Source organism: Shimia sp. CNT1-13L.2 (assembly GCF_024331145.1).
Taxonomy (GTDB): Bacteria; Pseudomonadota; Alphaproteobacteria; order Rhodobacterales; family Rhodobacteraceae; genus Shimia.
In genome coordinates, this window is record NZ_JANDJO010000001.1 from 757,513 (window position 1) to 780,863 (window position 23,351).

Sequence of the window (23,351 nt, forward strand, 5' to 3'; positions counted from 1 at the left end):
AAATGCTCTTTTAATTGTTGCAATTCTTCAATTCTTTAACTCTCCTTAAATTTCAAAGTAATACTTTGATAAAATAAGAATTGCGACAAGAACAAAGAGGCAGATCGGCATGAGCATTTCCAGCGCGCTTCAAACTGGCGTAAGCGGCCTTCAAGCCAACTCCCGGGCAGTCGGCGGCATTTCCGAAAACATCGCGAACGCAAATACCATCGGCTATCGCCGCGGTTTCTCGCAAATGGTAACCACCACCGCATCGGGCGGAAGCGGGACCGGTGTTCTATCCGTCGCCTCGGTGCAGCGGCTCGACATCAACAGCTCGGGCGGCCTGATCTCGACAAACTCGCCAACAGACATGGCCATTGGCGGCAACGGGTTCTTTTCGGTTTCGCTCCGTCCCAATGAAACCATTCAAACCAACTATCTCCTGACGCGGGCCGGCTCGTTCCTGCCCGACGCCGATGGCAATCTGGTAAATGCCGCCGGCTACTACCTGGCAGGCTACCCTTACGACCTCAGCGGTTCGATCGGCCAGGTTGACCGCAGTTCTTTTGCGCAGATGGAAACCGTAAACGTTGGCAACATCAGCCTGTCTGCAGCCGCCACGACCAGCATTTCGGCAAGGGGAAACCTACCCTCGAATGTGTCGGGCGACCCGACAGCCGATCCGGTCATCAGCCAAACTGAATACTACACGACGCTTGGGGCGTCGGAATACATCAACTTCAGCTGGCAATCGACGGCGAACCCAAATGAATGGGTCTTGACCCTGGAAGACACCAACAACGCGCCACTTGGTAGCGTCACAGTTCAATTCCACGATTCCGGAGACACGGGCGGCACGCCAGCCAGCTACTCAAATATTACAAATCTTGCCACGGCACCCAGCTCCTTTGCATTTGACGCGACGACCGGGGTTGCCACACTAACTTTGAACAATGGCACCGACCCTCAAGTCCTTGAGCTGGACCTCGGCGCACCCGGCACCTACAACGGCATCACGCAGTTTGCAGGCGACTCCGGCATGACATTTGATCGTAACGGCTCAAGCGTCGGGGGGCTGATCCGCTATGAGATCGACGAAGCTGGTACACTGTTTGGCGTTTTTGACAACGGACAGCGCCGCCCCCTCTACGAGATTCCGGTGGCAGTTGTCGCCAACCCGCACGGAATGATCGAGATGAAGGGCAATGCCTACGGTCTCTCCGGCGAAAGCGGGGCCTTCCTGGCGAGCCAAGCGAACTCAGGCTCGGTTGGTGCCATTAACGCCGGTGCATTGGAGGCGGCAAACGTCGACATCTCCAAGGAAATGACAGATCTAATCGAGGCACAACGCGCCTATTCTACCAACGCAAAGGTGGTTACCACCGTGGATGAAATGATGGAAGAAACGACCCGTCTGAAACGATAATTGATCTGACAATAAGTAAGGCATGAGATGACGAGTCTCACTACCGCCCTCTATTCTGCAAAGAACGGACTGTCGACCACCCAGTCGCTTTCGGCAATCACTGCAGACAACGTCGCCAACGCGACAACGCCGGGTTATGCTCGGCGTACAGCCGTTCTGGTTTCAGGTGGGCCAGATCAAGGCGGAGCCATTCTCAAGGAAATCCGCAGGGAAGTAGATAGCTCACTCGTGCGCATGTCGCGCCTTGAAAACTCCAAGATGGCGCATCAGGAAGCCATTCACGAGGGATTGCGAGGATATACCATCTATTTGGGGCAACCCGGAGACGGGATTTCTCCGGCTGAGAAGTTTTCTGCCTTTCAAAACGCCATGACGACGCTTGCGAATTCGCCAGCATCGAACGGTGCCCAATCCGGAGCCGTCCTTGCCGCCGAAGATCTGGCAGCTTCAATAAGGGGGGCAAGCAACACGCTTGCCAACACCAAATCCGAAGTTCACATGGAAATCCGCTACGAGGTCGCGGATCTGAACCAGGCGCTATACGACCTTGCTTCTCTCAATCAAACCCGCCGGGACTTTTCCAGTGGATCACTGGAAGCGGCACAGTTTGAAGACAAGATCGAAGGGCTGCTGGACCAGATTTCGGGCATCATCGATATCCGCACCACCCGCTCGAACGACGGCACCCTCAGCGTGTATACCTCTGCCGGAACCGCGCTTCTGGAAGGCAAGCGCGTCAACGATGTCACCTACAACCAGGGCACCGGTACGCTGCTGGCCGGAGAGCAGGACATTACGCCCAACCGCGACGGTGTCCGGGGACTGCGCGAAGGAAGCCTTGCCGGCCTTGTAGCCCTCAACCAAGAGATACTGCCACAGTTCCAACTCCAACTGGACGAATACGCGCGCAGCTTGATCGAGGCGTTTGAAGATGCCGACGCCTCCCTGACTGCCGGTCAGGCAGGTCTCTTTACCGACAATGGTTCAGCCTATGATCCTGCGAACCTGTCAGGGTTGGCCGGCAGGCTGCATGTCAATGACGCCGTAGAAGTTGGCGTTGGTAGCGAAGTCTGGCGCTTACGTGACGGGATTGGCGCCGCACAGCAAGGCGATGCTTCGAATGCAACCCAGATTCAGGCATTCCTCGACGCGATGAGGCAGGCGGCCAACGCAGACCCGGGAACAGGATTGCCATCGTCAATCACGCTTGCCGACTTTGGTGCCGAAATGGTCACCGCCCAGTCAAATGCCCGCGCCAGGGCCGAAAGCCAATACAACGCGGCAAGTTCTGCGGCGGCTGTCGTTCAATCGGCCCGTCAAAACGCAGAAGGCGTAAACATCGATGAAGAGATGCAAAAGCTGATGCTCATCGAACAAAGCTTTGCAGCGAATTCCCGCATGCTTCAGGCCATATCTGAAATGATGGATACGCTCATCGCTGCAGTGTAAGGAACGGTACCATGCCCTGGTCAGTGGGTCGCCTCTCAACTTTACAGTTCAACCTGACAAACAGGTATCATGTCTCTCGCACATCTATGGATTTGCAGCGGGCTGGAGAGGAAGTGTCTACGGGTCGGCGCGCCGACGTCTTTGCCGATCTGGGCCCTCGAGCAGCAGGCACTATCAAGCTGCGCGCAAGGGAAGAAGAAACTCAAAACTACCTCAAATCGAACGAGTTGCTTGGCAACAAGCTGTCAGCCATGCTGACCTCGGTCGACGCAGTTCGCGACCAGGTTCAGGGCGTTTTGGAAATGGCCCTGGCCAATGCTTCGAGCCCCGCCAACGGCGGCCACACTCTTCAATTGCAGGCACGCGCGGCAATGGAGAGCGTCGTTGCAACGCTCAATATCAAATACAACGGCGAACACCTGTTTGCCGGCACTCAAAGTGACAACGCACCACTGATGCGTTGGGAACAAACCAACCCTGACACGGGGCTTTCACCCGAAGGTGTTGCAACGGGCATCGTGGCGCCAGGGATCACGGACCTAGCCACAGCACAGGCAATGGCGGCCGAGTTTGACACTGTTTTTGCCTCTGCTGATGCCAGCAATCCGGACCGCAACTTTGAACAGACATTCTACGTCGGGTCTCCGCAGCTTGATGGTTCCAATCAACCCTATGACCGTGTCGTGGCACGGCTGAGCGCAGGTCAGGAACTGAGCTACGGTGCGCAAGCCAACGACGACGGCCTGCGTGACATTTTACAAGGGCTTTCGATGCTGATCGCCGTCGACGCCAGCACCATCAATGACGATGCGGCATATAAGGATTGGATGGGCAACGTCATCGACTCGCTGTCAAAGGGGCAGGAAGGCGCTTTGGCAATCTCTTCGCAGATCGGCTTTAATCAACAGGTCGTCGAAACAGCAAAGACCCGCCTGACCGACCTTTCCCTTGTCCAGCAAACCCAGATTTCAGCGTATGAGACAGTGGATCCCTACGAAGCTGTCACCCGGATGACAAATCTGGAAACGCAACTGCAAGCAAGTTACGAAGTTGCCGCGAGGCTCTCTTCACTATCCATACTTAACAGGATCTGACCTGATATAGCGCGGACGTCAGGACGCCCGGTGCATCATGTCCATGTGGTCCGGCGGCGACAGCTTGTAGCCGCGGCCATGCACCGTTTCGATATACTGACATCCACTCTCTGCTGCCGCCGCGATCTTTTTGCGCAGCTTGCAGATATACACGTCAATCACCTTGTCAAACGGCTGATCCGCGCTCATGCCGTACACCGCATCATAGATCGCACTCTTTGAAGTAACGCGATGCGAATTCAGCACGAGATGGCGAAAGATCGAATGCTCTCTTTTGGAAAGCTTGATGCGGCTGCCCGACACAATCGGGTCCCGGCCGTCAAAATAGGCTGTCATTTCGCCCAAGACCACGCTGTCAGCCGCATGACCATGAAACCGGCGAATGATCGAGTTGATGCGGGAAAGAACTTCACCGCCCTTGATTGGGCTGACAATCACATCATCAGCGCCGTTATCGAGGAGGGCCGAAGTATCACGGAAGTTCCGGAAGTCACGTAGAACAATAACAGGATTTGAGCACCCCGCCTTGCGAAGTGCGCGAATGTTCTCATGGACATCCTCGGATTCGCCGATCAGGATTGGACGGCTATCCAAACCGGGCTGGCGCAGCGCCGACAAACCTGCCTGAAAGAAATCCCGCCCAACAAAGTGGGATTCAATGCCCACATGGCTCAATTGATTGGCCAAGGCCTCGTGGCGTTCCTCTCGCGGTTCAAACACAAAGACGCGCATGAACTTCTCCGGCAATTCTTCGTTTCGCTACACTGCTCATGGGCACCAAGTATAAATAGCAAGAAAAACAATTCAACATATTATTCTTGTAAATTCATGGATAGATGAATTAATACTTACTTAATGGAAATTTAATCATGACTCGAGACGAAGGAAAGGTGGAGATTTGTTCTTCCAAGCGCCAAAAATCCTTCAACACCTGGCCCCTGCGGCTATGGTTTTGGCTGTCGTCCTGGGTTCGACGACGGCCGGCGCAGAAGTGCGCCTAAAGGACATCGCCGGGTTTGAAGGGGTGCGCGAAAACCACCTGATCGGATACGGGCTTGTCGTGGGCCTGCTGGGTTCCGGAGACAAGCTCTCGTCCAGCCCATTCACTCGCGAGTCGATCAAGGGCATGCTTGAACGCCTTGGGGTCGCGAACCTCGACAGCGATTCACTCAAGACCAAGAACACGGCCGCCGTCATGGTAACGGCAAAGCTGCCGCCCTTTGCCCGCCGCGGCTCACCGCTGGACGTGACCGTGTCGTCGCTTGGTGATGCCTCAAGCCTTCGCGGCGGCACACTTTTGGTCACGCCGCTTTCCGGGGCTGACGGAGAAATCTATGCCGTCGCGCAAGGCGCTATTGCCACCTCCGGTTTTCTGGCTCAAGGCAACGCCAGCAGCGTAGTCGAAGGCGTGCCGACAATTGCCAAAATCGAAAACGGTGCAATTGTCGAGCGTGAGGTTCAGTTTGAACTAAACGATATGAACAGCCTGCGCATCTCATTGCGCGACCCGGATTTCACCACCGCCCGCCGTGTGCGCAATGCGATTTCCGGTGCCCTAGGCGAAGCCACCGCCAAAGTTCTGGATTCCGGCACGGTGGAAATCAGCTTCCCGGGTAAGAAAGGGCGCGATCCGGAACTGATCCCCGAACTCATCGCAGACATCGAGAACATTGCCATCCAACCGGATACAACCGCCCGCGTGGTTGTTGACGAAAAATCCGGAACGATCGTGATGGGCGCCAACGTTCGCATCAGCCGCGTCGCCATTACCCAGGGCGGCCTGACGGTTCGGGTGAACGAGAGCTTCAACGTCAGCCAACCCAACCCCGTGAGCGCGGGCGGTGACACACTGGTCATTGCAGGTGAGCCCATTAGCATCGGCGGCACAACTGTCGTGGTTCCGGAGACCGAGATCGACATTCGCGAAAGCGACCGGCGCTTCACAATCCTGCAGGGGGACGTAAGCCTTCAGGAGCTCGTTGATGGCCTGAACGCCATTGGAGTTGGTGCGCGTCAGACCATTGCGATCCTGCAGGCCATCAAGGCCGCGGGGGCACTGCATGCAGATCTGGAGATTATCTGATGTCCAATCTTGAAATGCCCCCTATCTCTCCGCTGGAAGCGGCCAAGGCGCAGGCCAATCAGGCCTCGCGTGAAAAGAACGTGGCGGAAGGCTTTGAAACAGTCTTCCTCACCCAGTTCGTGGAACAGATGATGGAAACGGTGGACCCCAACGCCTTTGGCGGCGAGAAGCAAGCTGAAATCTGGCGGTCCTTCCTCTCCGAAGCAATTGCCGAAAAACTCACCGAGCAGGGCGGGTTCGGATTTGGCCAAAGCGTCGAACAGGCGATCTCATCCTACCAACAAGGGAGCAAGTTGTCGGGCGGTAGCTGACGGCATTTGTAGAACAAACGATGGCAGGTATTCGAAAGTTCAGGTTTGGTGAACGGCGCGAGGCACGAGAGAACGCAACCTCGTCGGGTGACGTCGTCCTGACCAATGAGGACGAACAAAACCTTGATGCCTTCGCTGAGACTCTGAAGGAAACAATTCAACTGCTTCGAGAGGAAATCGAAGCAATTAACAGCGGCAAACTCGGCGTTGTGAGCGAATTTTTCGAACGAAAATCCAAATTGATGAAATGGTTGGAGCTCAAGACCCCCCTTATTGAGCCATTTTTGCCACATCAAACGGCCCGCGAAAAAAAGATTCACCTTTACCTTGAGGAACTTAAAGAAGCCGCCGCCACCGATGGTGAACTACTGTCCCGCATGTCTATTGCCGCAAGAAGTGTGGTGCGCGAGATAGAAAAAGCAAGTGATCGCAATGGCTTGAGTGGTATCTACGGCAAGTCCGGGCAGAAACTCGGCGCCGCATCAGAGGGCAACTTGCGCATTGATCGCGAGTTCTGAGGCTGGGTGCCTTAATTTTGACACAGGTTTCTTAACCGCGCTTTAACCTCACGCTCAATATTCGTGTTACTGATTAGAAAATCAGATCAGTCAGAAGACTGACAATAATGAGAAGTTGAGGAGAGCATTAAATGTCGTCCATTCTCACAAACAATTCGGCGATGGTCGCCCTGTCCACGCTGAAAATGGTCAATACAGGCCTGAATGAAACCCAAAACCGCGTTTCGAGTGGCCTTGCCATTCGCTCCGGTAAGGAAAACGCAGCATACTTCGCCATCTCGGAAACGATGAAGGGCGACAGCGGTATGTTCAAGGCCATCAACGAAGGCCTGACCTCGACCAAGAACTCGGTCGCAACCGCACGCCTTGGCGCAGAAACCGTTGCTGATCTTGCTGAACAGTTTGTTGAGCGTGTTGCCTTTGCACAAGGTAACGGCATCGACCTTGGCGAAGTTCAGTCGGAACTGGGCGAACTGGTCAAGCGGATGGATTCCGCGATCAAGCAAGCCACCTTCAACGGTGACGACCTGGTCAACGCATCGAGCGACGGTGCAACCGGCAACGCCGCAACCGTAAGTGTCACCGCGATTTCTGGTGTGTCTCGCGCCGGCGGTTCGTTCAGCACCACCACCATTTCGTTCACCGGTGTCGACCTCGCATCGATCCGTGGCGATATGACCAACACCGACACCGGCTTTGCAGCCATCGACGTCTCGACTTCGACCGACCTGGCCGCCGATCTGGCGACCGCGGAAGGCCTCCTGTCGAGCGCGATCGCGGCAGCGACTTCGCTGGGTGTTACCGAAAAGACCGTTGAAGGCCAGCAGGCATTCCTCGGCAGCCTGACCGACACACTGGACTCGGGCATCGGCGCAATGGTCGACGCGAACATGGAAGAAGAAGCCGCCCGCTTGCAGGCCTATCAGGTCCAGCAACAGCTTGCGACGCAGTCTCTCTCCATCGCGAACCAAGCACCTCAAAACATCCTGAGCTTGTTCCGTTAAACGCAATAGGGGCCTAGTGGTTTCCACTAGGCCCCAAAGCGAGTGACAGTAACGAGTGATTTGTTTTCTTTCTCGCCAGAGAAAGCCAGCCTCGACGCCCTCCAGTCGGGTTGAGCCGGTCGCTGCGCAATAGCGGCCGGCATCAAGAGTGTCAGCTGACCTGTTTATCGTCAAAGAACTCTCTTAGAGGATCGTCTATTCCGGCCTCCAAAAGCAACCTATAAATTTCCGCAAAGCTCTGATCGGGTGTCATTTTCTCGGATCTCTTCTGAGAAAGGAACGCATTTGCCGCCTTGAAGAACCGCTCTGCCGCCTCCAGCTCGGGATCTGAGCCCGGCCGATAGGCACCAACGCGGATCAACTCCTCCATGTCCGAATACCGCGCAAGCGCCTTTCGGGCGGCCGACATGACCTCGTATTCTTCCGGCGAATGGCACTGCGGCAGCATCCGCGAAATGGATCTCTGAACATCAATGGCCGGAAAGCGGCTCTGCTCGGCAATACGACGATCAAGCACGATATGGCCATCAACAATGCCGCGAATGGCATCGGCGATCGGTTCGTTCATGTCATCACCATCCACAAGCACGGTATAGATTCCGGTGATGTCGCCCTGCCCCTCCACGCCGGGACCGGCCCGCTCCAGTAGGTGTGGTAACTCGGAGAACACGGTTGGAGGATAGCCCCGCGTGGTTGGCGGTTCGCCACTGGACAGCCCGATTTCGCGTTGCGCAGTTGCAAATCGCGTCACGCTATCGAGAAGCAACAAAACCTGCCGGCCCGTCGACCGGAAGTATTCCGCAACCGATGTCGCCGTCCAGGCCGCCTGCCGGCGCAACAAGGGCGCCTCGTCCCCCGTGGCAACAACAACCACGGACCGGGCCATGCCTTCCTCACCAAGATCTTCCTGAATAAACTCGCGCACTTCCCGGCCGCGTTCGCCGACAAGCCCGAACACAACAACGTCGGCATCCGTATTGCGCGCCAGCATCGCCATCAGGGTGGACTTACCGACACCTGAACCCGCGAAAATGCCCATCCTCTGACCACGGCAAATCGGGGTGAAGACGTCGATACACTTGACCTGGGTCTGGAGCTTTTCCCCAACACGGCGGCGCTCGAACGCGCGCGGCGGATGCGCCTTTCGGGCAAGGCGCTTGCCACTTCTGGGGCGTCGGGGCGTGTAATCCAGCGGCCGGCCCAGCGCATCAACCACCGTACCGATCCAGCTTTCGTCCGGCGAAATCGCATCGTCATGCTGAACCAGTTCGATCGGATCGCCTACGGCAACTCCGTCCCAACTCCCATAGGGCAAAAGCTGGAGATCATCATTGCGCGCGCCAACAACTTCGCAGTCAATCACACCCAAACGGCTATGAACTCTGCACCGCTGACCAATGCCCGCAGCCCTCTCCAGGCCCGAGGCACTTAGGGTAAGGCCAACAATTGCGCTCACATGCCCGACTATCCTTGATGAACTCAAGGAATAAATCGATTTCTGCAGAGATGTGAGCGCATTCATATCAAGAATAAACCCTTTATTAATTCTTGGATACGGTGCTATACTTGCTTAAATAGCGACGGGAGTCCATGATGAACTTTGGTGACGTCAACCTTTTTGACCTTGCATCCAAGCGCCTGCAATGGCTCTCGGACCGTCAAAAAGTGCTCTCCGAAAACATCGCCAACGCCGATACCGCCGAATACCGCGCGCGGGATGTGGAGAGCTTTCAAAGCTATCTGAGCAACACGGAAGACACGAGTCTGCCCCTAAGTGCGCAGATTGTCGAAACCAAGACCGCCTGGGGCGAGGATTTTTCGGGCAACAACGTCGTTCTCGAGGAACAGATGATGGAAGCCGGCTCAACATCTGGCCAGTACAAGATGGCAGCAGGCCTCTACAAGAAAGCCCATCAGCTTATCCTTGCGGTTTCCGGAAACTAGGAGGGCTGAACGATGGATTCACTAAGATCGATTTCAGCCACCGCCGCCAGCGGCATGCGGGCACAGTCAGAGCGCCTGCGGGTGGTTTCTGAAAACGTTGCCAACTCGGCCACCACAGCCGAGAACCCCGGCGACGATCCATATCGCCGCAAGGTCATCTCGTTTGGCACCGGCACGGATGAATCCACCGGCGCAGCGATCGTCACTGTTTCGGAAATCTCGCGCGACTTGAGCAATTTCAAAGTTCTCTACGATCCGGCCCACCCTTCGGCGGATGACAACGGTTACGTCAAAATGCCGAACGTCAATCCGTTGATCGAGATGAGCAACATGCGCGAGGCCGCACGTGGTTACGAAGCAAACCTGTCGATGATGGAACGCGCACGCGAGATGCGTTCGCTCCTGATTGATCTGTTGGGATAAGAGGTAAGAGATGACGGATTTTGCTGCCATTCGTTCGTCAAGCGCCGTTCAATCGGCCTACAACAAGACGCGCAGTCTTCAGAGCGACAAGACGAACCAGGCCGATCAGGGCAATACTACCCAGGGCCCCGACTTTTCCCAGATGGTGTCAAAGGCGGCCTCCAACGCTGCGGAAACCGTTCGTCAGGGCGACCAGACGGCCATGGCGGGCCTGACGGGCCAAGCAGGCATTCAACAAGTTGTCGAGGCCACGATGGCGATGGAAAGCACGGTCCGCGTTTCGGTCGCGGTGCGGGACAAATTCGTCGAGGCCTACCAGGAAATCATGCGGATGCCGATCTAACCCCGCGCAACAGGCGCTTCAGCAGGAACCCAATATGGACGCGGTCAGCACATACGAAATTCTTCGTCTCACCATTATGACCGTTCTCAAGGGATCGGGGCCCGTTCTTGCGGTTGCACTGGCCGTGGGTCTGATCATCGCATTCATTCAGGCCCTGACCCAGATTCAGGAAATGACGCTGACCTTCGTTCCCAAGATCATCGCGATCTTCGGAACCTTGGTCCTGACGCTTCCATTCATCTATGGGACGCTGTCGCGCCTGTCGGAGCAAATCTTCGACCTGATCGCCAGCGGTAGCGTGTAGCCATGGCGCGCCGACGTACATCCCTTCTGGCGCTGGCAACGGCGCTTTTTGTCGTTTCGACAGGCGGGTCAGAGCAATCGGCACAGGCCCAGCTTTGGGCAGGGTTCTACAAGCCGTCTCAACCTGAGCCGACGCCTCAGGAGATTTTCGAGCTGGGCGACGACGCGGTGTGCCTTGCCGAAATCCTCGAAGCACAGTCCCGCTATGGGATTCCCGACAATCTTCTGTTGTCCATTGGCATCCAAGAGGCCGGACGGGTCGGGAAACGCGGCCTCACAGTCTGGCCTTGGTCGGTCAACGCCGAGGGCAAAGGCGCCTTCTTTCCCACCCGCGCAGCCATGCTTGACTGGGTGCGCAACCAGATGGCCCAGGGCGTGCGATCTATCGACGTCGGCTGCATGCAGATCAATCAGAAATGGCACGGCAAGGCTTTTGCTTCGCTTGAGGACGCAACAGATCCCGCCATCAACGTCGACTATGCCGCCCGCTACCTGCTTGACCTGTACCGCAGTGAGGGAGACTGGTGGAAAGCTGCCGGCCGCTACCACTCCGGCACCGAGAAATACCAGAAGATCTATCTCGACAAGCTGTCTCGCAACCAGGGGGTCGCCAATGCCAATCTGGATGGGTTTCTGGACATGATCGTCGATGAAACCATCGCGAATACTGTTCTGGTGGCCGAGGTCGCCCCCGTGACCCCACCCGCCGTGTTCTGGGGCAACTATCAGTCCGAAGAGACTGCTGCAACTTTCACGATCTACTCCAACAGCCCGATGCGGCCGATCATACCTGACTACAAAGAGATGTTCTGACAAAAATGAGCGCACGTGACGTTAACACCCCCCAATCCCTGATGCCCGGCTGGCTGCGCCAGACCGTGGGCAACCGGGATATTGCCTTTGCCATTGGCGTGGTGCTGATCCTTGCGATGCTGTTCATTCCGCTGCCGCCGTTCCTGCTGGATATCGGCCTTGCGGTTTCCTTGTCACTCGCCGTGTTGATCCTCATGGTGTCGCTCTGGATTCAGACCCCTCTCGACTTCAACTCCTTCCCGACGCTGCTTCTCGTGGTCACCATGTTGCGCCTTGCGCTCAACGTGTCATCGACCCGCCTGATCCTGAGTGAAGGCCATCAGGGGACCGGTGCCGCAGGTAAGGTCATCGAGGGGTTCGCAGGCTTCATCGTCGGGGGCGACTATGTCATCGGTATCGTGATTTTCGCGATCCTCGTGACGATCAACTTCATCGTGATCACCAAGGGTTCGACCCGTATCGCCGAAGTTGCCGCCCGCTTCTCGCTCGACGCGATGCCCGGTAAGCAGATGGCGATTGATGCCGATCTGGGTGCCGGTATCATTGACGAAGACGAGGCACGCGCCCGCCGCAAGGTTCTGGAAGAAGAAAGCGCCTTTTTCGGGGCAATGGATGGTGCATCCAAGTTCGTACGCGGCGACGCCGTCGCCGGTATCATCATTACCCTAATCAACGTGATCGGCGGCATCCTGATCGGCATGACAAGCCACTCGCTCAGCATCAGCCAGGCCGCCGCGAACTATACGGTTCTGACAATCGGTGACGGGCTTATCACGCAGATCCCCGCGCTTGTTGTGTCGCTGGCCGCAGGTCTTCTTGTCACCAAGGGCGGAACCCGCGGTGCCGCAAACGAAGTTGTCCTGGCCCAGCTCGGTGGCTTTCCCAAGGCCCTCTACATGGCCGCCGCCCTTTGCTTTGGCGTCGGCTGGCTTCCCGGCTTCCCGGTAGCCGTCTTCCTGCCCCTGTCGGCAGCCATGGCAGCCATGGGCTACGTGATGCAAAAGCACGCGGAAAGCGTGAAACAGGCAGAACAGGCCGCAGCAGAATTTGCGGAATCGCAGGAACAATCCAAAGAAGAAACCGTCTTCGATCTTCTTCAAGTCGATGATGTCCGGCTGAACCTTGGCACCGGCCTTGTTCCCCTGATCACCTCGCAAAACGCAGCCCTGCCCGGCAAGGTCAAAAGCCTGCGCAATCTTTTCATCAAGGACTTCGGTTTCGTTCTTCCACCCGTCCGCATCAAGGACGACAACACCCTGCCACCCAACACCTATTCGGTCTCCCTCAACGAGGTCGAGACCGCCCGCGGCGACGTGCGTCCGATGATGATGATGGTAATCGACCCGGAAGGGAGCCAGATTGACCTTCCCGGCGAACAGACTCGCGAACCCACCTTCGGCCTGAATGCCGTTTGGGTGGACGAAACCCGCGCATCCGAAGCCGAGCTGATGGGTCTGACAGTAGTTGACCCCGAAAGCGTCATCACCACGCACCTGACGGAGATCATCAAAGAGCACATGCCGGAAATCCTGAACTATTCGGCAACTCAGGAATTGATCGAAGGCCAAAGCAAGGAATACCAGAAGCTCCTGTCCGACAGCGGCTCCTCTTCCGCCGTCATGCTGCAACACGTTCTTCAGGCGCTGCTCGCCGAGCGAATCTCGATCCGCAACCTGCCGCGTATCATCGAAGCCATTGCCGAAGCCACTGCGACAACTCAGAACATTCGTCAGGTTGTGGAACATGTCCGCGGCAAGCTCTCCAAGCAGATTTGCCAGTCTCTAATTGATCCCCAAGGCCACGTGCCGGTGATCACCCTTGGCGCAGATTGGGAGCGCGAGTTGACCAACTCGGTCTCGAACGTCAATGGCGAAGAAACGTTCATCATGTCGCCCCAACGAGTTCAGGAGTTCGTTCTTGCCGCCCGTCAGGAAATCCAGCGGTTCTCGAGCGGTGATCATTGGCCGGCGCTCCTGGTTTCGCCCTCCGTCCGACCCTACGTGCGCTCGATCTTCGAACGCGTCAGCCCAATGACCCAAATCATCTCGCACAACGAGGTACACCGCAAAGCCTCGCTGCGCACGATGGGCACCGTAGGACAGTAACCATGTCGCTGGAGGACATCGTCTCCGCCCAGATCTTCGGCTACTTCGTGGTCGTGGCCCGGCTTGGCGCGGCCCTCATGTTTATGCCCGGTTTTGGTGAAACCCAAATACCCGTGCGCGCAAGGCTATCCTTTGCACTCGTGCTTTGCGCCGCACTTTACCCGGTCACCCCCGTCCCGGCTTTCATTCCGGAATCCCCCGCCGCAGCAGCTGTGCTTCTCGGCCTTGAGGTCACGGTGGGTCTCTGGATCGGACTGACGGCCCGCGTCCTGCTCGCCGCCCTTCAGTTTGCAGGCTACCAGGTCGGACAGGTCTCGGGCCTTGCCAACGCTTTCGGCCCCTCGCTTGGCTCTTTCGAAGGCGCAACGCTTGTCTCAACCCTCATCCTGCTGGGCGGGGTCGCGGCAATCTTCGCCACGGATGCGCACCACGTCATCCTGATGGCCCTTCTGGACAGCTACAACGTGTTCCCCCTGGGCCGCATTATGACCGGAGATCTGGCCGAACAGATCGTGAAGGCAGGGGCGCACAGCCTCTACATTGGCACCATGATCTCGGCCCCCTTCTTTGTCATGGGGGTTGTACTGAACCTCGGTATGGGCCTGGCCAATCGGATGATGCCCCAGCTTCCAGTTTTCTTCGTTGCAGCCTCTATTCTTATCGCCGTCGGCCTACTTATCCTCGCCGCTGCAATCCCCAGCGTGCTAGACTTCTTTGTACGTGATTTCATCCGTTGGTTTGCCAACTTCACCGTCTAAGGCACCATGAGCCAGGAAGAGACAAGCGACTCCAAACCACACGAACCAACCGAAAAGCGCCTTCGGGACGCGCGGAAGAAAGGGGATGTGCCGTCGTCACGCGAGACCGGCAACATGATGGTGGTTTTGTCCCTTCTCGGCATCACGATTTTTGTACTGCCCTGGCAGTCAGCAGATCTCGCCGAGTCGCTTGCAATCCTGATCGACAACTCGGGCCGAATTTCTGTTGGAACAGGCCAGGCGGGCGTTACCCGCCTGGGCGAGGTGATGTTCGAATTCATGATCGCCCTCGGCTTCGTTCTTGCGCCGATTTTCGGACTTCTGGCTCTCGGCGGCTTGTTCGGTGTGATGATCCAGGGTGAGACCGTCTTCTCACTTGAACGCATCACGCCAAAGCTCAACAAGATTTCGCCGCAACAGGGCTTCAAACGTCTCTTCTCCGGCAGTGCCCTTATCGAGTTCGGGAAAAGCCTGTTGAAGGTTTTTGTCGCTGGCGCGCTTGCCCTTTGGGTGACCAACAAGGTCGTAGCCGGCATGATGGACAGTTCGGGCTTCCTCCCCGAAAGCCTGCCGAACTACCTGCTCGAAGCAGCCCGTCGCCTGCTTGTCGCAATGTCGATCTTCCTCATTCCACTCGCCCTGCTCGACATCGTTTGGCGTCGGTTTGAATGGCGCAAGAAGCACATGATGTCCCACAAGGAACTGCGCGACGAAATGAAAGAGGCGGAAGGCTCGCCAGAACTCAAGGCCAAGCGGGCCCAGGTACGTCGCGAGCAATCCCAGAAACGGGTTGCACTTGCCGTGCCAGAGGCAAGTGTCGTTCTCACCAACCCGACACACTATGCCGTTGCCCTGAAATACGAGCCCGGCACCGACCTTGCACCGCAATGTGTGGCCAAGGGCGCCGACCATATGGCCAAACGCATTCGTGAACTCGCCTTCGACAACGAGATCCCGGTTGTTGAAAACAAGCCACTGGCGCGCTTGCTGTATGACACGGTGGACCTTGATGAAGTTGTCCCTGTTGAACACTGGGCCGTTGTTGCAGAAATCATCAGCTTTGTACTCGACCTGGAAAACAACGTGCATCGCCAACCACCTGACGGCTCGTCCCTGAGGACGCTGGCGGATGAGTAATCCACCCTCCCGGACTGTTCCTTAAAGAATTGACTCGATAGCCCCATTTTCGTCCCATTTTTTTGCGATCACTGGAATCGGTCTTTCCCGAAGAATCGGAGACTGCACAGCGAATCCAGGAGCCGCATGTATGCGCATTTTGGTTGTGGACGATGATGAACTGTTCGTAGACCTGATCTGCACAGCTCTCACCAGTATGGGATTTCAAATGCCGGTCTGCGCATCAAGCGCGGAAGAAGCATTGCAATTGGCCATACAAGAGCGGGAACCTTTCAGCACCTTTCTTCTCGACATCAACTTGCCAAACAAGAATGGCGTGGACCTGTGCCGGGAGATCCGTCTCCTGCCAAACTACCGCATGACGCCGATCATCATGATCACGGCCAGCAAGCAATCCGATCTCATGGAACGCGCGTTCGAGGCCGGCGCCACAGATTTCGTCGGCAAGCCAATCGACGGCCTCGAGCTTGGCACCCGCGTCAAGATCGCCGGAATGCTGAACGACAGTATCATCCGCGAGAAGCGGGCGATGTACACGCTGGAAGATCTGACCGAACTCACCCGCGTGCAGTTCGACGAGATGGTCTCGCTGCCCAATATCGAAGGCGTCGTCGACTATCCGGTTCTCGAGAACATGTTGCTGCGCATGGCCCGTGCCTGCTATGCGATGTCGATTTTTTCGATCGAAGCCATGTCGGCAAAGGATGTCTATGACCGCGTCGCGCCGCCCTACTTTGTTGGCTACCTGAAGAAAATCGCCTCGATCCTCTCGGAAAGCCTCTCAGGCGACAAAACGATCATTACATACGCTGGCAAAGGCGTTTTTCTATGCGTGAAGCAAGGCCGCGATCGGCTCGACCTCATGCAGGTCGAAGACCGCATCGAGAAAGCGCTCGATGTCCAATGGAACCCTGACGCGACCTTCGGGATCAAGACACCTTATCTGGCGGTGTCTGCACTCTCTCGCAAAAGCGTCTGGACCAACCAATCCGCACTGGAAGCGATTCAAGGCTTTAAACAGTCCCTGGCGCAACGCGATGAACACGGTTTCCCAGAAGCGGACGATGCCAACTGGTTTTCGGACCTCGGCCAATAAAATAGGCCGAGGTAACCCTCACAGTTACCCCGGCCTTCTGCTCGACTTTCTGTCTGAGTCTAGTTCAAACGAATCCCGTTCAAATCCTGATCTCCCGGCAACTGCGAGCGTTCGAGAATAATCTTGGAAACCGCACGGGCGCGCACCGGCGACATCTTCGCCAGGATTGGGGCCGCCGTACGCGGCTTCATGGTGCCCAGGATCATGATGGTTGTTTCAATATCCATGTCGTCCATGATCCTGGCCGCATCCGCGGGCTTCATGTTCTTGTAGAACTGGATCAGGCGATCAAGGTCATCCGTCTTGGCGGCTTCCACCCGTGCCAGAAGATCGGTAATCGCGCTCTGCAACTCCAGAAGCGCGGCCTTTTCAATCTGCAGCTTCTCACGAGCAAGGGCCAGCTCGGATTCCCGCGCACTCACGGCCAAACGCTGTTCTTCGATGACCTCTCGCTCAATGGCGAGGGCAGCAAGCACCTCTTCAGGGGTTTCACATTGCGCAGGTTTTTGCGACAGGCCCTCTACAAGCGGTGGCACGGTTTCTTCCGGTTCGGCTTCGGCTTTTTCATCCTTCGCAGCAGCCTGTAGCAGGATCTCCGGCGCCTGTGGGGTTTCCGCTCTGAAGGGGGGCAAAGGCACCGATACCGCCGCCTTCGCAAACAGCGTCACGCCCAGCCCGACGATCAGGATTTTTCCATAAGCCCCACGCAGCATCTATCAGGTCCTCGATTCAACACGCGATGCTTCAAAGAACATGCGCACAAGGTCTTTCTTGTCGCGCACGATCTGCATACCCGGCATCTTGCTCGAAGGCTGCCTGCGGCTTGCAAATGCAGGCGCGTCATCCTCTGCACGCACCTCTTCTTCCTGCCAGTCGGCTTGATCCTGCGTTTTTCTGGCTTCGATGCTGTCTTTCATCTGCTCGACCGATTGCTCGGATTTGTCGACAGCCTGCGAGAACTCCTGAACCAGGGGCTCAAGCTCCTTGAGAACCGCCATCAGGCGGCGCACCTTCGCGGAAATCATGAAACCATAGGCAATGGCTCCTGCCAGCATGATGATGATGACTGCGTCAATGATCGTTGCGGCCATTTTCGAATTCCCCCTTTGTTTCAAGCTCTTCAGTGATCTGAATTGCCACGTTTCCATTGTTCTTCTTGCCCAGCGCCGCACGGAACATTGGCACCCCGGCACAGACGATTGTTGCCTCCTGATCTTCCTCAACGAACAGATCAAAGGTCTCGCCACGCTTCCAGTTGAGTATCTTGTCGATGGGTAAAGTCACCTCGGCAAACACGGCTTCCATGCCCAGCTGCGCGCGCTCGATCTGGATCGACAACTGGTCATGCCACTTGTCATTGCCATTACTGCGCTCCCCGAAATGGATTTTGCCAAGCTTGGGCCGGATCGGTTCCAGCGCGTCATAGGGAACCAGCACTTCAAGAGCCCCGGCATGTCCCATCATCAACGCCGAAATCTTCATCCGCACACAAAGACTTGCGGGCTGCGCAAAATTCACCGCATCGGGATCAGACTCGATGTCGACGCACTCCATATCCGAGTCCACGACAACCGACAGGCTTCTCTGAAACTCATCAAGGATAAGCCTTGCAAGCCGCCGGCTGAATCCACGCTCGATTGTCGTGAAATCGGCACTGTCGCGCTTGGGCAGTTCCTTGACCTCACCCCCCAGCATCAATTCGAGCGATGTCATCAACAGCGTCGAATCCATCGCGATAAGGATGTCTCCGTCAAAGGGTTCACCCGTACAGGTCGCAAGGATCGCCGGCGCGGGCAGTGCTTCAACCGCCTGCGCGACCGTCACATAGTCCAGTTGAACCAATGACGTTTCACAGATCACCCGCGTCAAATCCGGTACCGCGATCGAGATGTTCTCGGCCAGACGCTCTCCCAAGATGTCCAGCATGGGCAGCCGTTCAAAGCTGAAGTCCGAAAGCCGGATGATCTCGTCGATCAGATTGCCGTTCTGCTCTTCCATTTCCTGAGGCGTCAAAATTCTGTTCATCCCCGCCCCCTATTGCACGATCAGATCGTTGATCAGGATTTCTTGCGGCAGGTCACTGCCTACCGCGGCACGGGCGCGCTTCAACAGCTCCGCCTTAACATGCAGCACGCCCGCCATCCCCCGGACGTCAGCCTCATGAAGACCGCGCAAATACCCGTTGAACAGATCCCGCATGAATGGCTCTCTCGACCGAACCAGCTCGGCCGCGCCGGGGTCGGTCCGATAGACAAGAACCACCGCGACTTTCAGAAAGGCCTTTGTCGGCGCGCCCTGCGCATCAACACCCTGGATATTGGTCAACAAATCCCCAAAGTCCAACAGGCCATTGTCAGCAACAGCTTCGCCTTCCTTGGCCTCACCCTCGTCCTTGGCTTTGTCCTTGTCTTTCTTCAACGCCAAGGCGTCTTCGGCGGGGTGGCCATCCTTGGCCAGAGGATCGACAATACCCTTCTTGGAGTCCCCGCTATCCTTGGCTGCAGCGGTGTCCGCCCCGGACTGTTCATCGACATAATCCGGCTCATAAGACGACACGTCCTCGAGATAGGCCATGCGCGCAAGGAAAAAGCCGCCGCCCAGCGAGGCGACGCACATAAGAACGGCTGCCATCAAAAGCTTTTTGGCGCTTCTCGCCTTCGCTTTGACGGGGGCCTCTTCGCCTGACGCCTCGGCGTCTTCCTTGCGTTTCTTGGCGGCCTTGGCCATCGCAGATTAACCTTTGCTCTTTCCTTAAGGCATAATCTTTTATTTTTGCTCTCAACGCAAGAATAGAAGTATATATTTACTTGCCTCAATCAAGTATAGTAAGTCTCAATTAAGAATAAACGAAACACCTCAGAGGACTGAGAGTATAGTGCCCGAGCTGATCAACAATCTTCTTGCACTTGGACGCCAACGCCTGATGATCATGGGCGGAACGATGGTGGCGCTTGTCGTCGCCCTTGTACTTGGCCTGAACGCAGTATCGTCGCCGAATTTCAGCTCGCTGTATAAGAACCTCTCGCTGTCCACGGCGAGCTCGATCGAGTCCACGCTGTCCAGCGCAGGCTTCCAGGTTCAACTCTCCGACGATGGCACTGGCGTCCTCGTCCCGCGCGAGGATATCGTCCGCGCCCGCATGGTCCTGGCCGAAACCGGCATCCCGATCGATGGCGAACCTGGCTGGGAACTGTTTGACGAGGCCAGCGGCCTGACGATGAACTCCTTCCTGCAAAAGGTGAACCGCCTGCGCGCCATGGAAGGCGAACTGTCTCGCTCGATCCAGACACTCGACGGCGTCCAAAGCGCACGCGTGCACCTCGTCCTGCCCGAACGCGAAGCCTTCACACGCGAGACCCCATCGCCACGCGCCTCGGTCATTGTGCGTTCCGTTCCCGGCCGCGCCATATCTCGCAAGCAAGCACTGGCCATCCGCAACCTGGTCGCCTCGGCCGTTGCCGAACTTGAACTGACCCGCGTTACCGTGCTCTCGGCCAACGGCGAAACCATCTTGTCCGAAACCCCCGACGGCAATGGACAGGTTTCCATGCAGTCGAACAAGGTTTCGATTGAAGATCGGCTGGCGCAGGAAATTCAGGAAATCCTCACCGCACGCGTAGGTGCCGGAAATGCGCGAGTACGCGTGAATGTAGACCTGACATCCGAACGCGAAGTGATCATCGAGCAAAGCTACGACCCGGAGCAGCAGGTCGTGCGCTCGACGGAAAACAAAAACGAAAGCCAGGCGGGCCAAGAAGGTGGCGGCAACGTCGGGGTTGAAAACAACATTCCCGCAGCCCTTGCCGATCCCAACGCCGGCGCCACGTCGCAACGCTCCAAATCGGGCGAGGTCGTGAACTACGAAATCGGCAACACCCGCCGTGAAGTCGTCCGCGAAGCGGGCGAAGTGCGCCGCATCTCGGTGGCTGTTCTCGTCAACGGTATCTACAGCGTGGACGGCTCCGACGTCGCCTATAGCGAACGCACCCCCGAAGAACTCAACCGCCTCTCCGAGCTCGTGAAAACCGCAGTTGGCTTTGACGGAAACCGCGGCGACAGCGTCTCGGTCGATAGCATGCGCTTCATGGATTACTCGATGGACGTAGGCGAGCCTGTTTCCCTTTCGCTCACACAGCAACTTGCCCAGAACATCGTTCCGATCGTACGCGGACTTCTGACCCTCATTATCGTTGGCCTCATCCTGATCCTTGGCGTCCGCCCGATGCTGCGCCAACTGAACACCCCGGACGAGCCAACACCGGAACTCGAAACCGATGAGGCCGCCGTACTGGACGCGCCTGAAGGCGCGGATATGGCCGCCCTGCCGGGCACCGTCGCCGATGGCGCGCAGGATGGCACAATGGCGGGCGACGCCGGACAACCCGGCTTTGAACCACAGGCCGCACGCGTCAACGTCTTTGACCCTGCGAACGACGACGGACCGCATGAATACATCGAAACAATGGGTATTCGCGGCAACCTTCTGAAAGCACGCGTCGAAGCCATCCAGAAGATGGCAGACGAACAGCCCGATGACGTACTGCGCGTTCTGCGCTCCTGGCTGGTAACGGAGGCTGAAGCATGATCAGCCTCTTCGAACGCAACTTCGATGAAGATCCGGGACTGGGGCACGCTGCGTATCAGCCCCTGCCATCGGAACCCTTCGATCACCCCGTCGAAGCACCGCGCCACTTTACAGAAACCGAGGTCGAAACCCTTCTGAACGAAGCACGCGACAAGGCTTTTGCAGAAGGCCACGCCCAGGGCGTTGCAGAGACACGGGAAGAGTTGGAAACAGCTGCCGCCACGGCGCTGCAAGAAACCCTGGCTGCCGTCGGTGGTGATTTGGCAAGCCTCTCGTCTCAAGTAGACATGCAGTTTCAGCAGCTCGAGAAAGAGATGATTGAGCTCTCTCTAGGCGTCGCCGAACGCGTCATCCCCGAGTTCCTTGAAACATATGGCGCCGACCTCGTGATCGCCAAGATCCAGTCAGGAATGCGCATTGCCTCCGGCAACGCAACCTTGCAAATCAACGTGTCAGAAGACATGGCCCCCAGCATTCAGGACCTTGTTGTGTCCTGGCAAAAGACCGAATTCGAAAACCTCGATATCGCCGTTATCCCTAATGACCAAATGTCAGACGGCTCAGCCCGCCTGAAGTGGAAACACGGCTATCTCGAATACAACCTTGATCACGTGTGCGAGGAACTTCTCACGGCCTTGCGCAGCGCAAGTGATCAGATGACGGCCCAAGCAAAGAAGGTAAGCTAAATGCTGGAACAAGAAACCCAAGGCCAAGCCGAACAAGTAGACGCCGAGGCAAAGGCGGAAGAAAAGGCCCCGGCCTCCGAGGCCCCCATCATCGAAGAAGACGGGCGCAACATCGAGGCCATCTTCGGCGTCAAACTGGATGTGCGGATTGTACTCGGCCGCAACCAGATGCCCGTATCCGAGCTTCTCAAGCTCACCAAGGGCTCGGTCATTGAACTCGATCGCAAGGTTGGCGAACCCGTTGACGTCATGATCAACGATCGCGTCATCGCTCGCGGAGACCTCGTGAAGGTTCAAGGCGACATGATTGGTGTCGCCCTGAGGGAAATCGTCAAAGACTTCGTTTCGGGCGCCTAAACCTCAATGTCCACTCCCATCCGCCTCCCAGTCGCCGCAGGCATTGCGGTTTGCGCAGTTCTCGCGACAGCCATCCCTGGCATGGTGTCTGCGCAGGAGGCGGATATCGGCGGTCTGATCCGCGATCTTTCTTCAAGCATCGGTGGCACAGAGCCGGGCGGAGACACCAACACAAGCCTGTCTGGCCGCCTGATTCAGATCTTTGCCCTGATCACGGTGCTCAGCATCGCGCCCGGGCTTTTGGTAGTTGCCACAAGCTTTACCCGCTTCGTGATCGTCTTTTCCATGCTGCGGCTCGCGCTCGGCCTCAATCAGACGCCCCCCAACATGGTGTTGAACGCGATGGCGCTGTTCATGACGTTCTTCGTGATGCAGCCCGTGTTCGACGACGCCTGGGAGGGTGGCCTGCGCCCCCTTCTTGAAAACACCATCACCGAAGAGCAGGCCCTGACCCAGATCTCCGAACCCTTCCAGGAGTTCATGTATGCCAATACCAGAGACAAGGATCTGGCGCTCTTTCAGGAAATCTCGGGCACCGAGATTCCGGATACCATCGAAGGCCCGGAAGACATCGGCTGGCGCGTTCTTGTTCCGTCTTTCATGATCTCCGAACTGCGCCGCGCCTTTACCATCGGCTTCCTGCTCTATCTGCCATTCATCGCAATTGACCTGATTGTCGCCTCAGTGCTGATGAGCGCAGGTATGATGATGCTGCCACCGGTGATCGTTTCGCTTCCCTTCAAGGTGATTTTCTTTGTGCTGATCGATGGATGGTATCTGCTTGCGGGCTCTCTCATGCAGTCCTATTCATCAATAGCTGGCGGATAGCCACGCCATCCACCACTTTTATCCTTCACTTCATCTCCATTATCCTTGATCACCAAGGATGGTTTACGTTAGTTTAAAAAGAAATATGCGACCGCCCAACAACAAC

26 protein-coding genes are annotated in these 23,351 nt (G+C 56.8%); 20 read left to right on the forward strand and 6 right to left on the reverse strand.

Translation table 11 applies throughout. The features are described 5' to 3' along the window. Positions 1–109: 109 nt before the first annotated feature. From NNA36_RS03700 to NNA36_RS03710, 3 genes are read left to right on the forward strand one after another with little or no spacing between them, the layout of a single operon-like run. Positions 110–1,408 carry a flagellar hook protein FlgE gene (locus tag NNA36_RS03700; RefSeq protein ID WP_255104301.1) on the forward strand — a complete coding sequence of 433 codons (1,299 nt, stop codon included), beginning with the start codon at positions 110–112 and terminating at the stop codon, positions 1,406–1,408. Positions 1,409–1,435: 27 nt separating this feature from the next. Beyond that, positions 1,436–2,857, forward strand: coding sequence for a flagellar hook-associated protein FlgK (flgK, locus tag NNA36_RS03705; RefSeq protein WP_255104303.1), 1,422 nt, complete (start codon positions 1,436–1,438; stop codon positions 2,855–2,857). Positions 2,858–2,868: 11 nt separating this feature from the next. Continuing rightward, positions 2,869–3,951, forward strand: a complete 1,083-nt coding sequence (locus NNA36_RS03710; protein ID WP_255104305.1) for a flagellin — start codon at positions 2,869–2,871, stop codon at positions 3,949–3,951. Between the two features lie 18 nt (positions 3,952–3,969). Here NNA36_RS03710 and NNA36_RS03715 read toward each other — a convergent pair whose 3' ends face one another. Further along, complete coding sequence (locus NNA36_RS03715) at positions 3,970–4,683, reverse strand: response regulator transcription factor (RefSeq protein ID WP_255104306.1); 714 nt, start codon at positions 4,681–4,683, stop codon at positions 3,970–3,972. A 214-nt stretch (positions 4,684–4,897) separates the two neighbouring features. On the opposite strand from NNA36_RS03715, the gene NNA36_RS03720 reads away from it, so the two are divergent. The 4 genes from NNA36_RS03720 (at position 4,898) to NNA36_RS03735 (ending at position 7,867) form a co-directional block, all read left to right on the forward strand. Next, on the forward strand, positions 4,898–6,034 hold the full coding sequence (locus NNA36_RS03720; protein WP_255104308.1) for a flagellar basal body P-ring protein FlgI: 1,137 nt from the start codon (positions 4,898–4,900) through the stop codon (positions 6,032–6,034). Next, a complete protein-coding gene (locus tag NNA36_RS03725; protein WP_255104310.1) occupies positions 6,034–6,345 on the forward strand; it encodes a rod-binding protein in 312 nt (103 codons plus the stop codon). Before NNA36_RS03720 ends, NNA36_RS03725 begins: the two co-directional genes overlap by 1 nt. A gap of 20 nt (positions 6,346–6,365) precedes the next feature. After that, entirely contained in the window at positions 6,366–6,863 is a 498-nt protein-coding gene (locus NNA36_RS03730) for a flagellar biosynthesis protein FlgI (RefSeq protein ID WP_255104311.1), read from the forward strand. Positions 6,864–6,994: 131 nt separating this feature from the next. Next, on the forward strand, positions 6,995–7,867 hold the full coding sequence (locus NNA36_RS03735; protein ID WP_255104313.1) for a flagellin: 873 nt from the start codon (positions 6,995–6,997) through the stop codon (positions 7,865–7,867). Positions 7,868–8,018: 151 nt separating this feature from the next. Here the strand turns inward: NNA36_RS03735 and NNA36_RS03740 are convergent, their stop codons facing one another. Then, positions 8,019–9,389 (reverse strand): FliI/YscN family ATPase, encoded by a 1,371-nt coding sequence (locus NNA36_RS03740; protein WP_255104315.1) that lies wholly within the window; start codon positions 9,387–9,389, stop codon positions 8,019–8,021. Positions 9,390–9,460: 71 nt separating this feature from the next. Between NNA36_RS03740 and NNA36_RS03745 the strand changes: the two genes are divergently transcribed. The 9 genes from NNA36_RS03745 (at position 9,461) to NNA36_RS03785 (ending at position 16,789) form a co-directional block, all read left to right on the forward strand. Then, positions 9,461–9,811, forward strand: a complete 351-nt coding sequence (locus tag NNA36_RS03745; RefSeq protein ID WP_255104317.1) for a flagellar basal body protein — start codon at positions 9,461–9,463, stop codon at positions 9,809–9,811. Between the two features lie 12 nt (positions 9,812–9,823). Next, complete coding sequence (flgC, locus tag NNA36_RS03750) at positions 9,824–10,234, forward strand: flagellar basal body rod protein FlgC (RefSeq protein WP_255104319.1); 411 nt, start codon at positions 9,824–9,826, stop codon at positions 10,232–10,234. A 10-nt stretch (positions 10,235–10,244) separates the two neighbouring features. Continuing rightward, a complete protein-coding gene (locus NNA36_RS03755; RefSeq protein ID WP_255104321.1) occupies positions 10,245–10,577 on the forward strand; it encodes a flagellar hook-basal body complex protein FliE in 333 nt (110 codons plus the stop codon). A gap of 34 nt (positions 10,578–10,611) precedes the next feature. Beyond that, the gene (locus NNA36_RS03760; protein WP_255104323.1) at positions 10,612–10,881 is read left to right on the forward strand and encodes a flagellar biosynthetic protein FliQ; all 270 of its coding nucleotides are present in this window, start codon (positions 10,612–10,614) and stop codon (positions 10,879–10,881) included. A gap of 2 nt (positions 10,882–10,883) precedes the next feature. Beyond that, entirely contained in the window at positions 10,884–11,693 is an 810-nt protein-coding gene (locus NNA36_RS03765) for a lytic transglycosylase domain-containing protein (protein ID WP_255104325.1), read from the forward strand. Positions 11,694–11,734: 41 nt separating this feature from the next. Continuing rightward, positions 11,735–13,798 carry a flagellar biosynthesis protein FlhA gene (gene flhA, locus NNA36_RS03770; RefSeq protein WP_255104398.1) on the forward strand — a complete coding sequence of 688 codons (2,064 nt, stop codon included), beginning with the start codon at positions 11,735–11,737 and terminating at the stop codon, positions 13,796–13,798. A gap of 2 nt (positions 13,799–13,800) precedes the next feature. Beyond that, positions 13,801–14,556, forward strand: a complete 756-nt coding sequence (locus tag NNA36_RS03775) for a flagellar biosynthetic protein FliR (protein ID WP_255104326.1) — start codon at positions 13,801–13,803, stop codon at positions 14,554–14,556. 6 nt (positions 14,557–14,562) lie between these two features. Beyond that, entirely contained in the window at positions 14,563–15,693 is a 1,131-nt protein-coding gene (locus NNA36_RS03780) for a flagellar biosynthesis protein FlhB (protein ID WP_255104328.1), read from the forward strand. Between the two features lie 130 nt (positions 15,694–15,823). Next, positions 15,824–16,789 carry a PleD family two-component system response regulator gene (locus NNA36_RS03785; RefSeq protein WP_255104330.1) on the forward strand — a complete coding sequence of 322 codons (966 nt, stop codon included), beginning with the start codon at positions 15,824–15,826 and terminating at the stop codon, positions 16,787–16,789. A 59-nt stretch (positions 16,790–16,848) separates the two neighbouring features. On the opposite strand, the gene NNA36_RS03790 is transcribed toward NNA36_RS03785, so the two are convergent. Genes NNA36_RS03790 through fliL form a run of 4 tightly spaced genes read right to left on the reverse strand, consistent with a single transcriptional unit; the run spans position 16,849 to position 19,516 of the window. Continuing rightward, the gene (locus tag NNA36_RS03790; protein ID WP_255104332.1) at positions 16,849–17,502 is read right to left on the reverse strand and encodes a MotE family protein; all 654 of its coding nucleotides are present in this window, start codon (positions 17,500–17,502) and stop codon (positions 16,849–16,851) included. Between the two features lie 3 nt (positions 17,503–17,505). Next, positions 17,506–17,880 (reverse strand): flagellar motor switch protein, encoded by a 375-nt coding sequence (locus tag NNA36_RS03795; protein ID WP_255104333.1) that lies wholly within the window; start codon positions 17,878–17,880, stop codon positions 17,506–17,508. After that, positions 17,861–18,814: a flagellar motor switch protein FliM gene (locus NNA36_RS03800; protein ID WP_255104335.1), complete on the reverse strand. Its 954-nt coding sequence runs from the start codon at positions 18,812–18,814 to the stop codon at positions 17,861–17,863. Before NNA36_RS03800 ends, NNA36_RS03795 begins: the two co-directional genes overlap by 20 nt. A 9-nt stretch (positions 18,815–18,823) precedes the next feature. Next, entirely contained in the window at positions 18,824–19,516 is a 693-nt protein-coding gene (gene fliL, locus NNA36_RS03805) for a flagellar basal body-associated protein FliL (RefSeq protein WP_255104337.1), read from the reverse strand. Between the two features lie 148 nt (positions 19,517–19,664). Between fliL and fliF the strand changes: the two genes are divergently transcribed. The 4 genes from fliF to fliP are packed head-to-tail and all read left to right on the forward strand — an operon-like array spanning position 19,665 to position 23,245. Then, positions 19,665–21,374: a flagellar basal-body MS-ring/collar protein FliF gene (gene fliF, locus NNA36_RS03810; RefSeq protein ID WP_255104338.1), complete on the forward strand. Its 1,710-nt coding sequence runs from the start codon at positions 19,665–19,667 to the stop codon at positions 21,372–21,374. Continuing rightward, on the forward strand, positions 21,371–22,060 hold the full coding sequence (locus NNA36_RS03815; protein ID WP_255104340.1) for a FliH/SctL family protein: 690 nt from the start codon (positions 21,371–21,373) through the stop codon (positions 22,058–22,060). Before fliF ends, NNA36_RS03815 begins: the two co-directional genes overlap by 4 nt. Continuing rightward, positions 22,061–22,417, forward strand: coding sequence for a FliM/FliN family flagellar motor switch protein (locus tag NNA36_RS03820; protein WP_255104342.1), 357 nt, complete (start codon positions 22,061–22,063; stop codon positions 22,415–22,417). Positions 22,418–22,423: 6 nt separating this feature from the next. After that, on the forward strand, positions 22,424–23,245 hold the full coding sequence (gene fliP, locus NNA36_RS03825; protein ID WP_255104344.1) for a flagellar type III secretion system pore protein FliP: 822 nt from the start codon (positions 22,424–22,426) through the stop codon (positions 23,243–23,245). Positions 23,246–23,351 lie beyond the last annotated feature (106 nt).

Bases quoted from the DNA above. Each gene is read 5' to 3' on its own strand.
- NNA36_RS03760 (WP_255104323.1), top strand. From the start codon at position 10,612: ATGGACGCGGTCAGCACATACGAAATTCTTCGTCTCACCATTATGACC.
- NNA36_RS03700 (WP_255104301.1), top strand. From the start codon at position 110: ATGAGCATTTCCAGCGCGCTTCAAACTGGCGTAAGCGGCCTTCAAGCC.
- flhA (WP_255104398.1), top strand. From the start codon at position 11,735: ATGCCCGGCTGGCTGCGCCAGACCGTGGGCAACCGGGATATTGCCTTT.
- NNA36_RS03775 (WP_255104326.1), top strand. From the start codon at position 13,801: ATGTCGCTGGAGGACATCGTCTCCGCCCAGATCTTCGGCTACTTCGTG.
- NNA36_RS03745 (WP_255104317.1), top strand. From the start codon at position 9,461: ATGAACTTTGGTGACGTCAACCTTTTTGACCTTGCATCCAAGCGCCTG.
- NNA36_RS03720 (WP_255104308.1), top strand. From the start codon at position 4,898: ATGGTTTTGGCTGTCGTCCTGGGTTCGACGACGGCCGGCGCAGAAGTG.
- flgK (WP_255104303.1), top strand. From the start codon at position 1,436: ATGACGAGTCTCACTACCGCCCTCTATTCTGCAAAGAACGGACTGTCG.
- NNA36_RS03730 (WP_255104311.1), top strand. From the start codon at position 6,366: ATGGCAGGTATTCGAAAGTTCAGGTTTGGTGAACGGCGCGAGGCACGA.
- NNA36_RS03780 (WP_255104328.1), top strand. From the start codon at position 14,563: ATGAGCCAGGAAGAGACAAGCGACTCCAAACCACACGAACCAACCGAA.
- NNA36_RS03815 (WP_255104340.1), top strand. From the start codon at position 21,371: ATGATCAGCCTCTTCGAACGCAACTTCGATGAAGATCCGGGACTGGGG.
- fliP (WP_255104344.1), top strand. From the start codon at position 22,424: ATGTCCACTCCCATCCGCCTCCCAGTCGCCGCAGGCATTGCGGTTTGC.
- NNA36_RS03795 (WP_255104333.1), bottom strand. From the start codon at position 17,880: ATGGCCGCAACGATCATTGACGCAGTCATCATCATCATGCTGGCAGGA.
- NNA36_RS03715 (WP_255104306.1), bottom strand. From the start codon at position 4,683: ATGCGCGTCTTTGTGTTTGAACCGCGAGAGGAACGCCACGAGGCCTTG.
- NNA36_RS03790 (WP_255104332.1), bottom strand. From the start codon at position 17,502: ATGCTGCGTGGGGCTTATGGAAAAATCCTGATCGTCGGGCTGGGCGTG.
- NNA36_RS03765 (WP_255104325.1), top strand. From the start codon at position 10,884: ATGGCGCGCCGACGTACATCCCTTCTGGCGCTGGCAACGGCGCTTTTT.
- NNA36_RS03740 (WP_255104315.1), bottom strand. From the start codon at position 9,389: ATGAATGCGCTCACATCTCTGCAGAAATCGATTTATTCCTTGAGTTCA.
- NNA36_RS03755 (WP_255104321.1), top strand. From the start codon at position 10,245: ATGACGGATTTTGCTGCCATTCGTTCGTCAAGCGCCGTTCAATCGGCC.
- NNA36_RS03735 (WP_255104313.1), top strand. From the start codon at position 6,995: ATGTCGTCCATTCTCACAAACAATTCGGCGATGGTCGCCCTGTCCACG.
- NNA36_RS03785 (WP_255104330.1), top strand. From the start codon at position 15,824: ATGCGCATTTTGGTTGTGGACGATGATGAACTGTTCGTAGACCTGATC.
- NNA36_RS03800 (WP_255104335.1), bottom strand. From the start codon at position 18,814: ATGAACAGAATTTTGACGCCTCAGGAAATGGAAGAGCAGAACGGCAAT.
- NNA36_RS03820 (WP_255104342.1), top strand. From the start codon at position 22,061: ATGCTGGAACAAGAAACCCAAGGCCAAGCCGAACAAGTAGACGCCGAG.
- NNA36_RS03710 (WP_255104305.1), top strand. From the start codon at position 2,869: ATGCCCTGGTCAGTGGGTCGCCTCTCAACTTTACAGTTCAACCTGACA.
- NNA36_RS03725 (WP_255104310.1), top strand. From the start codon at position 6,034: ATGTCCAATCTTGAAATGCCCCCTATCTCTCCGCTGGAAGCGGCCAAG.
- fliL (WP_255104337.1), bottom strand. From the start codon at position 19,516: ATGGCCAAGGCCGCCAAGAAACGCAAGGAAGACGCCGAGGCGTCAGGC.
- flgC (WP_255104319.1), top strand. From the start codon at position 9,824: ATGGATTCACTAAGATCGATTTCAGCCACCGCCGCCAGCGGCATGCGG.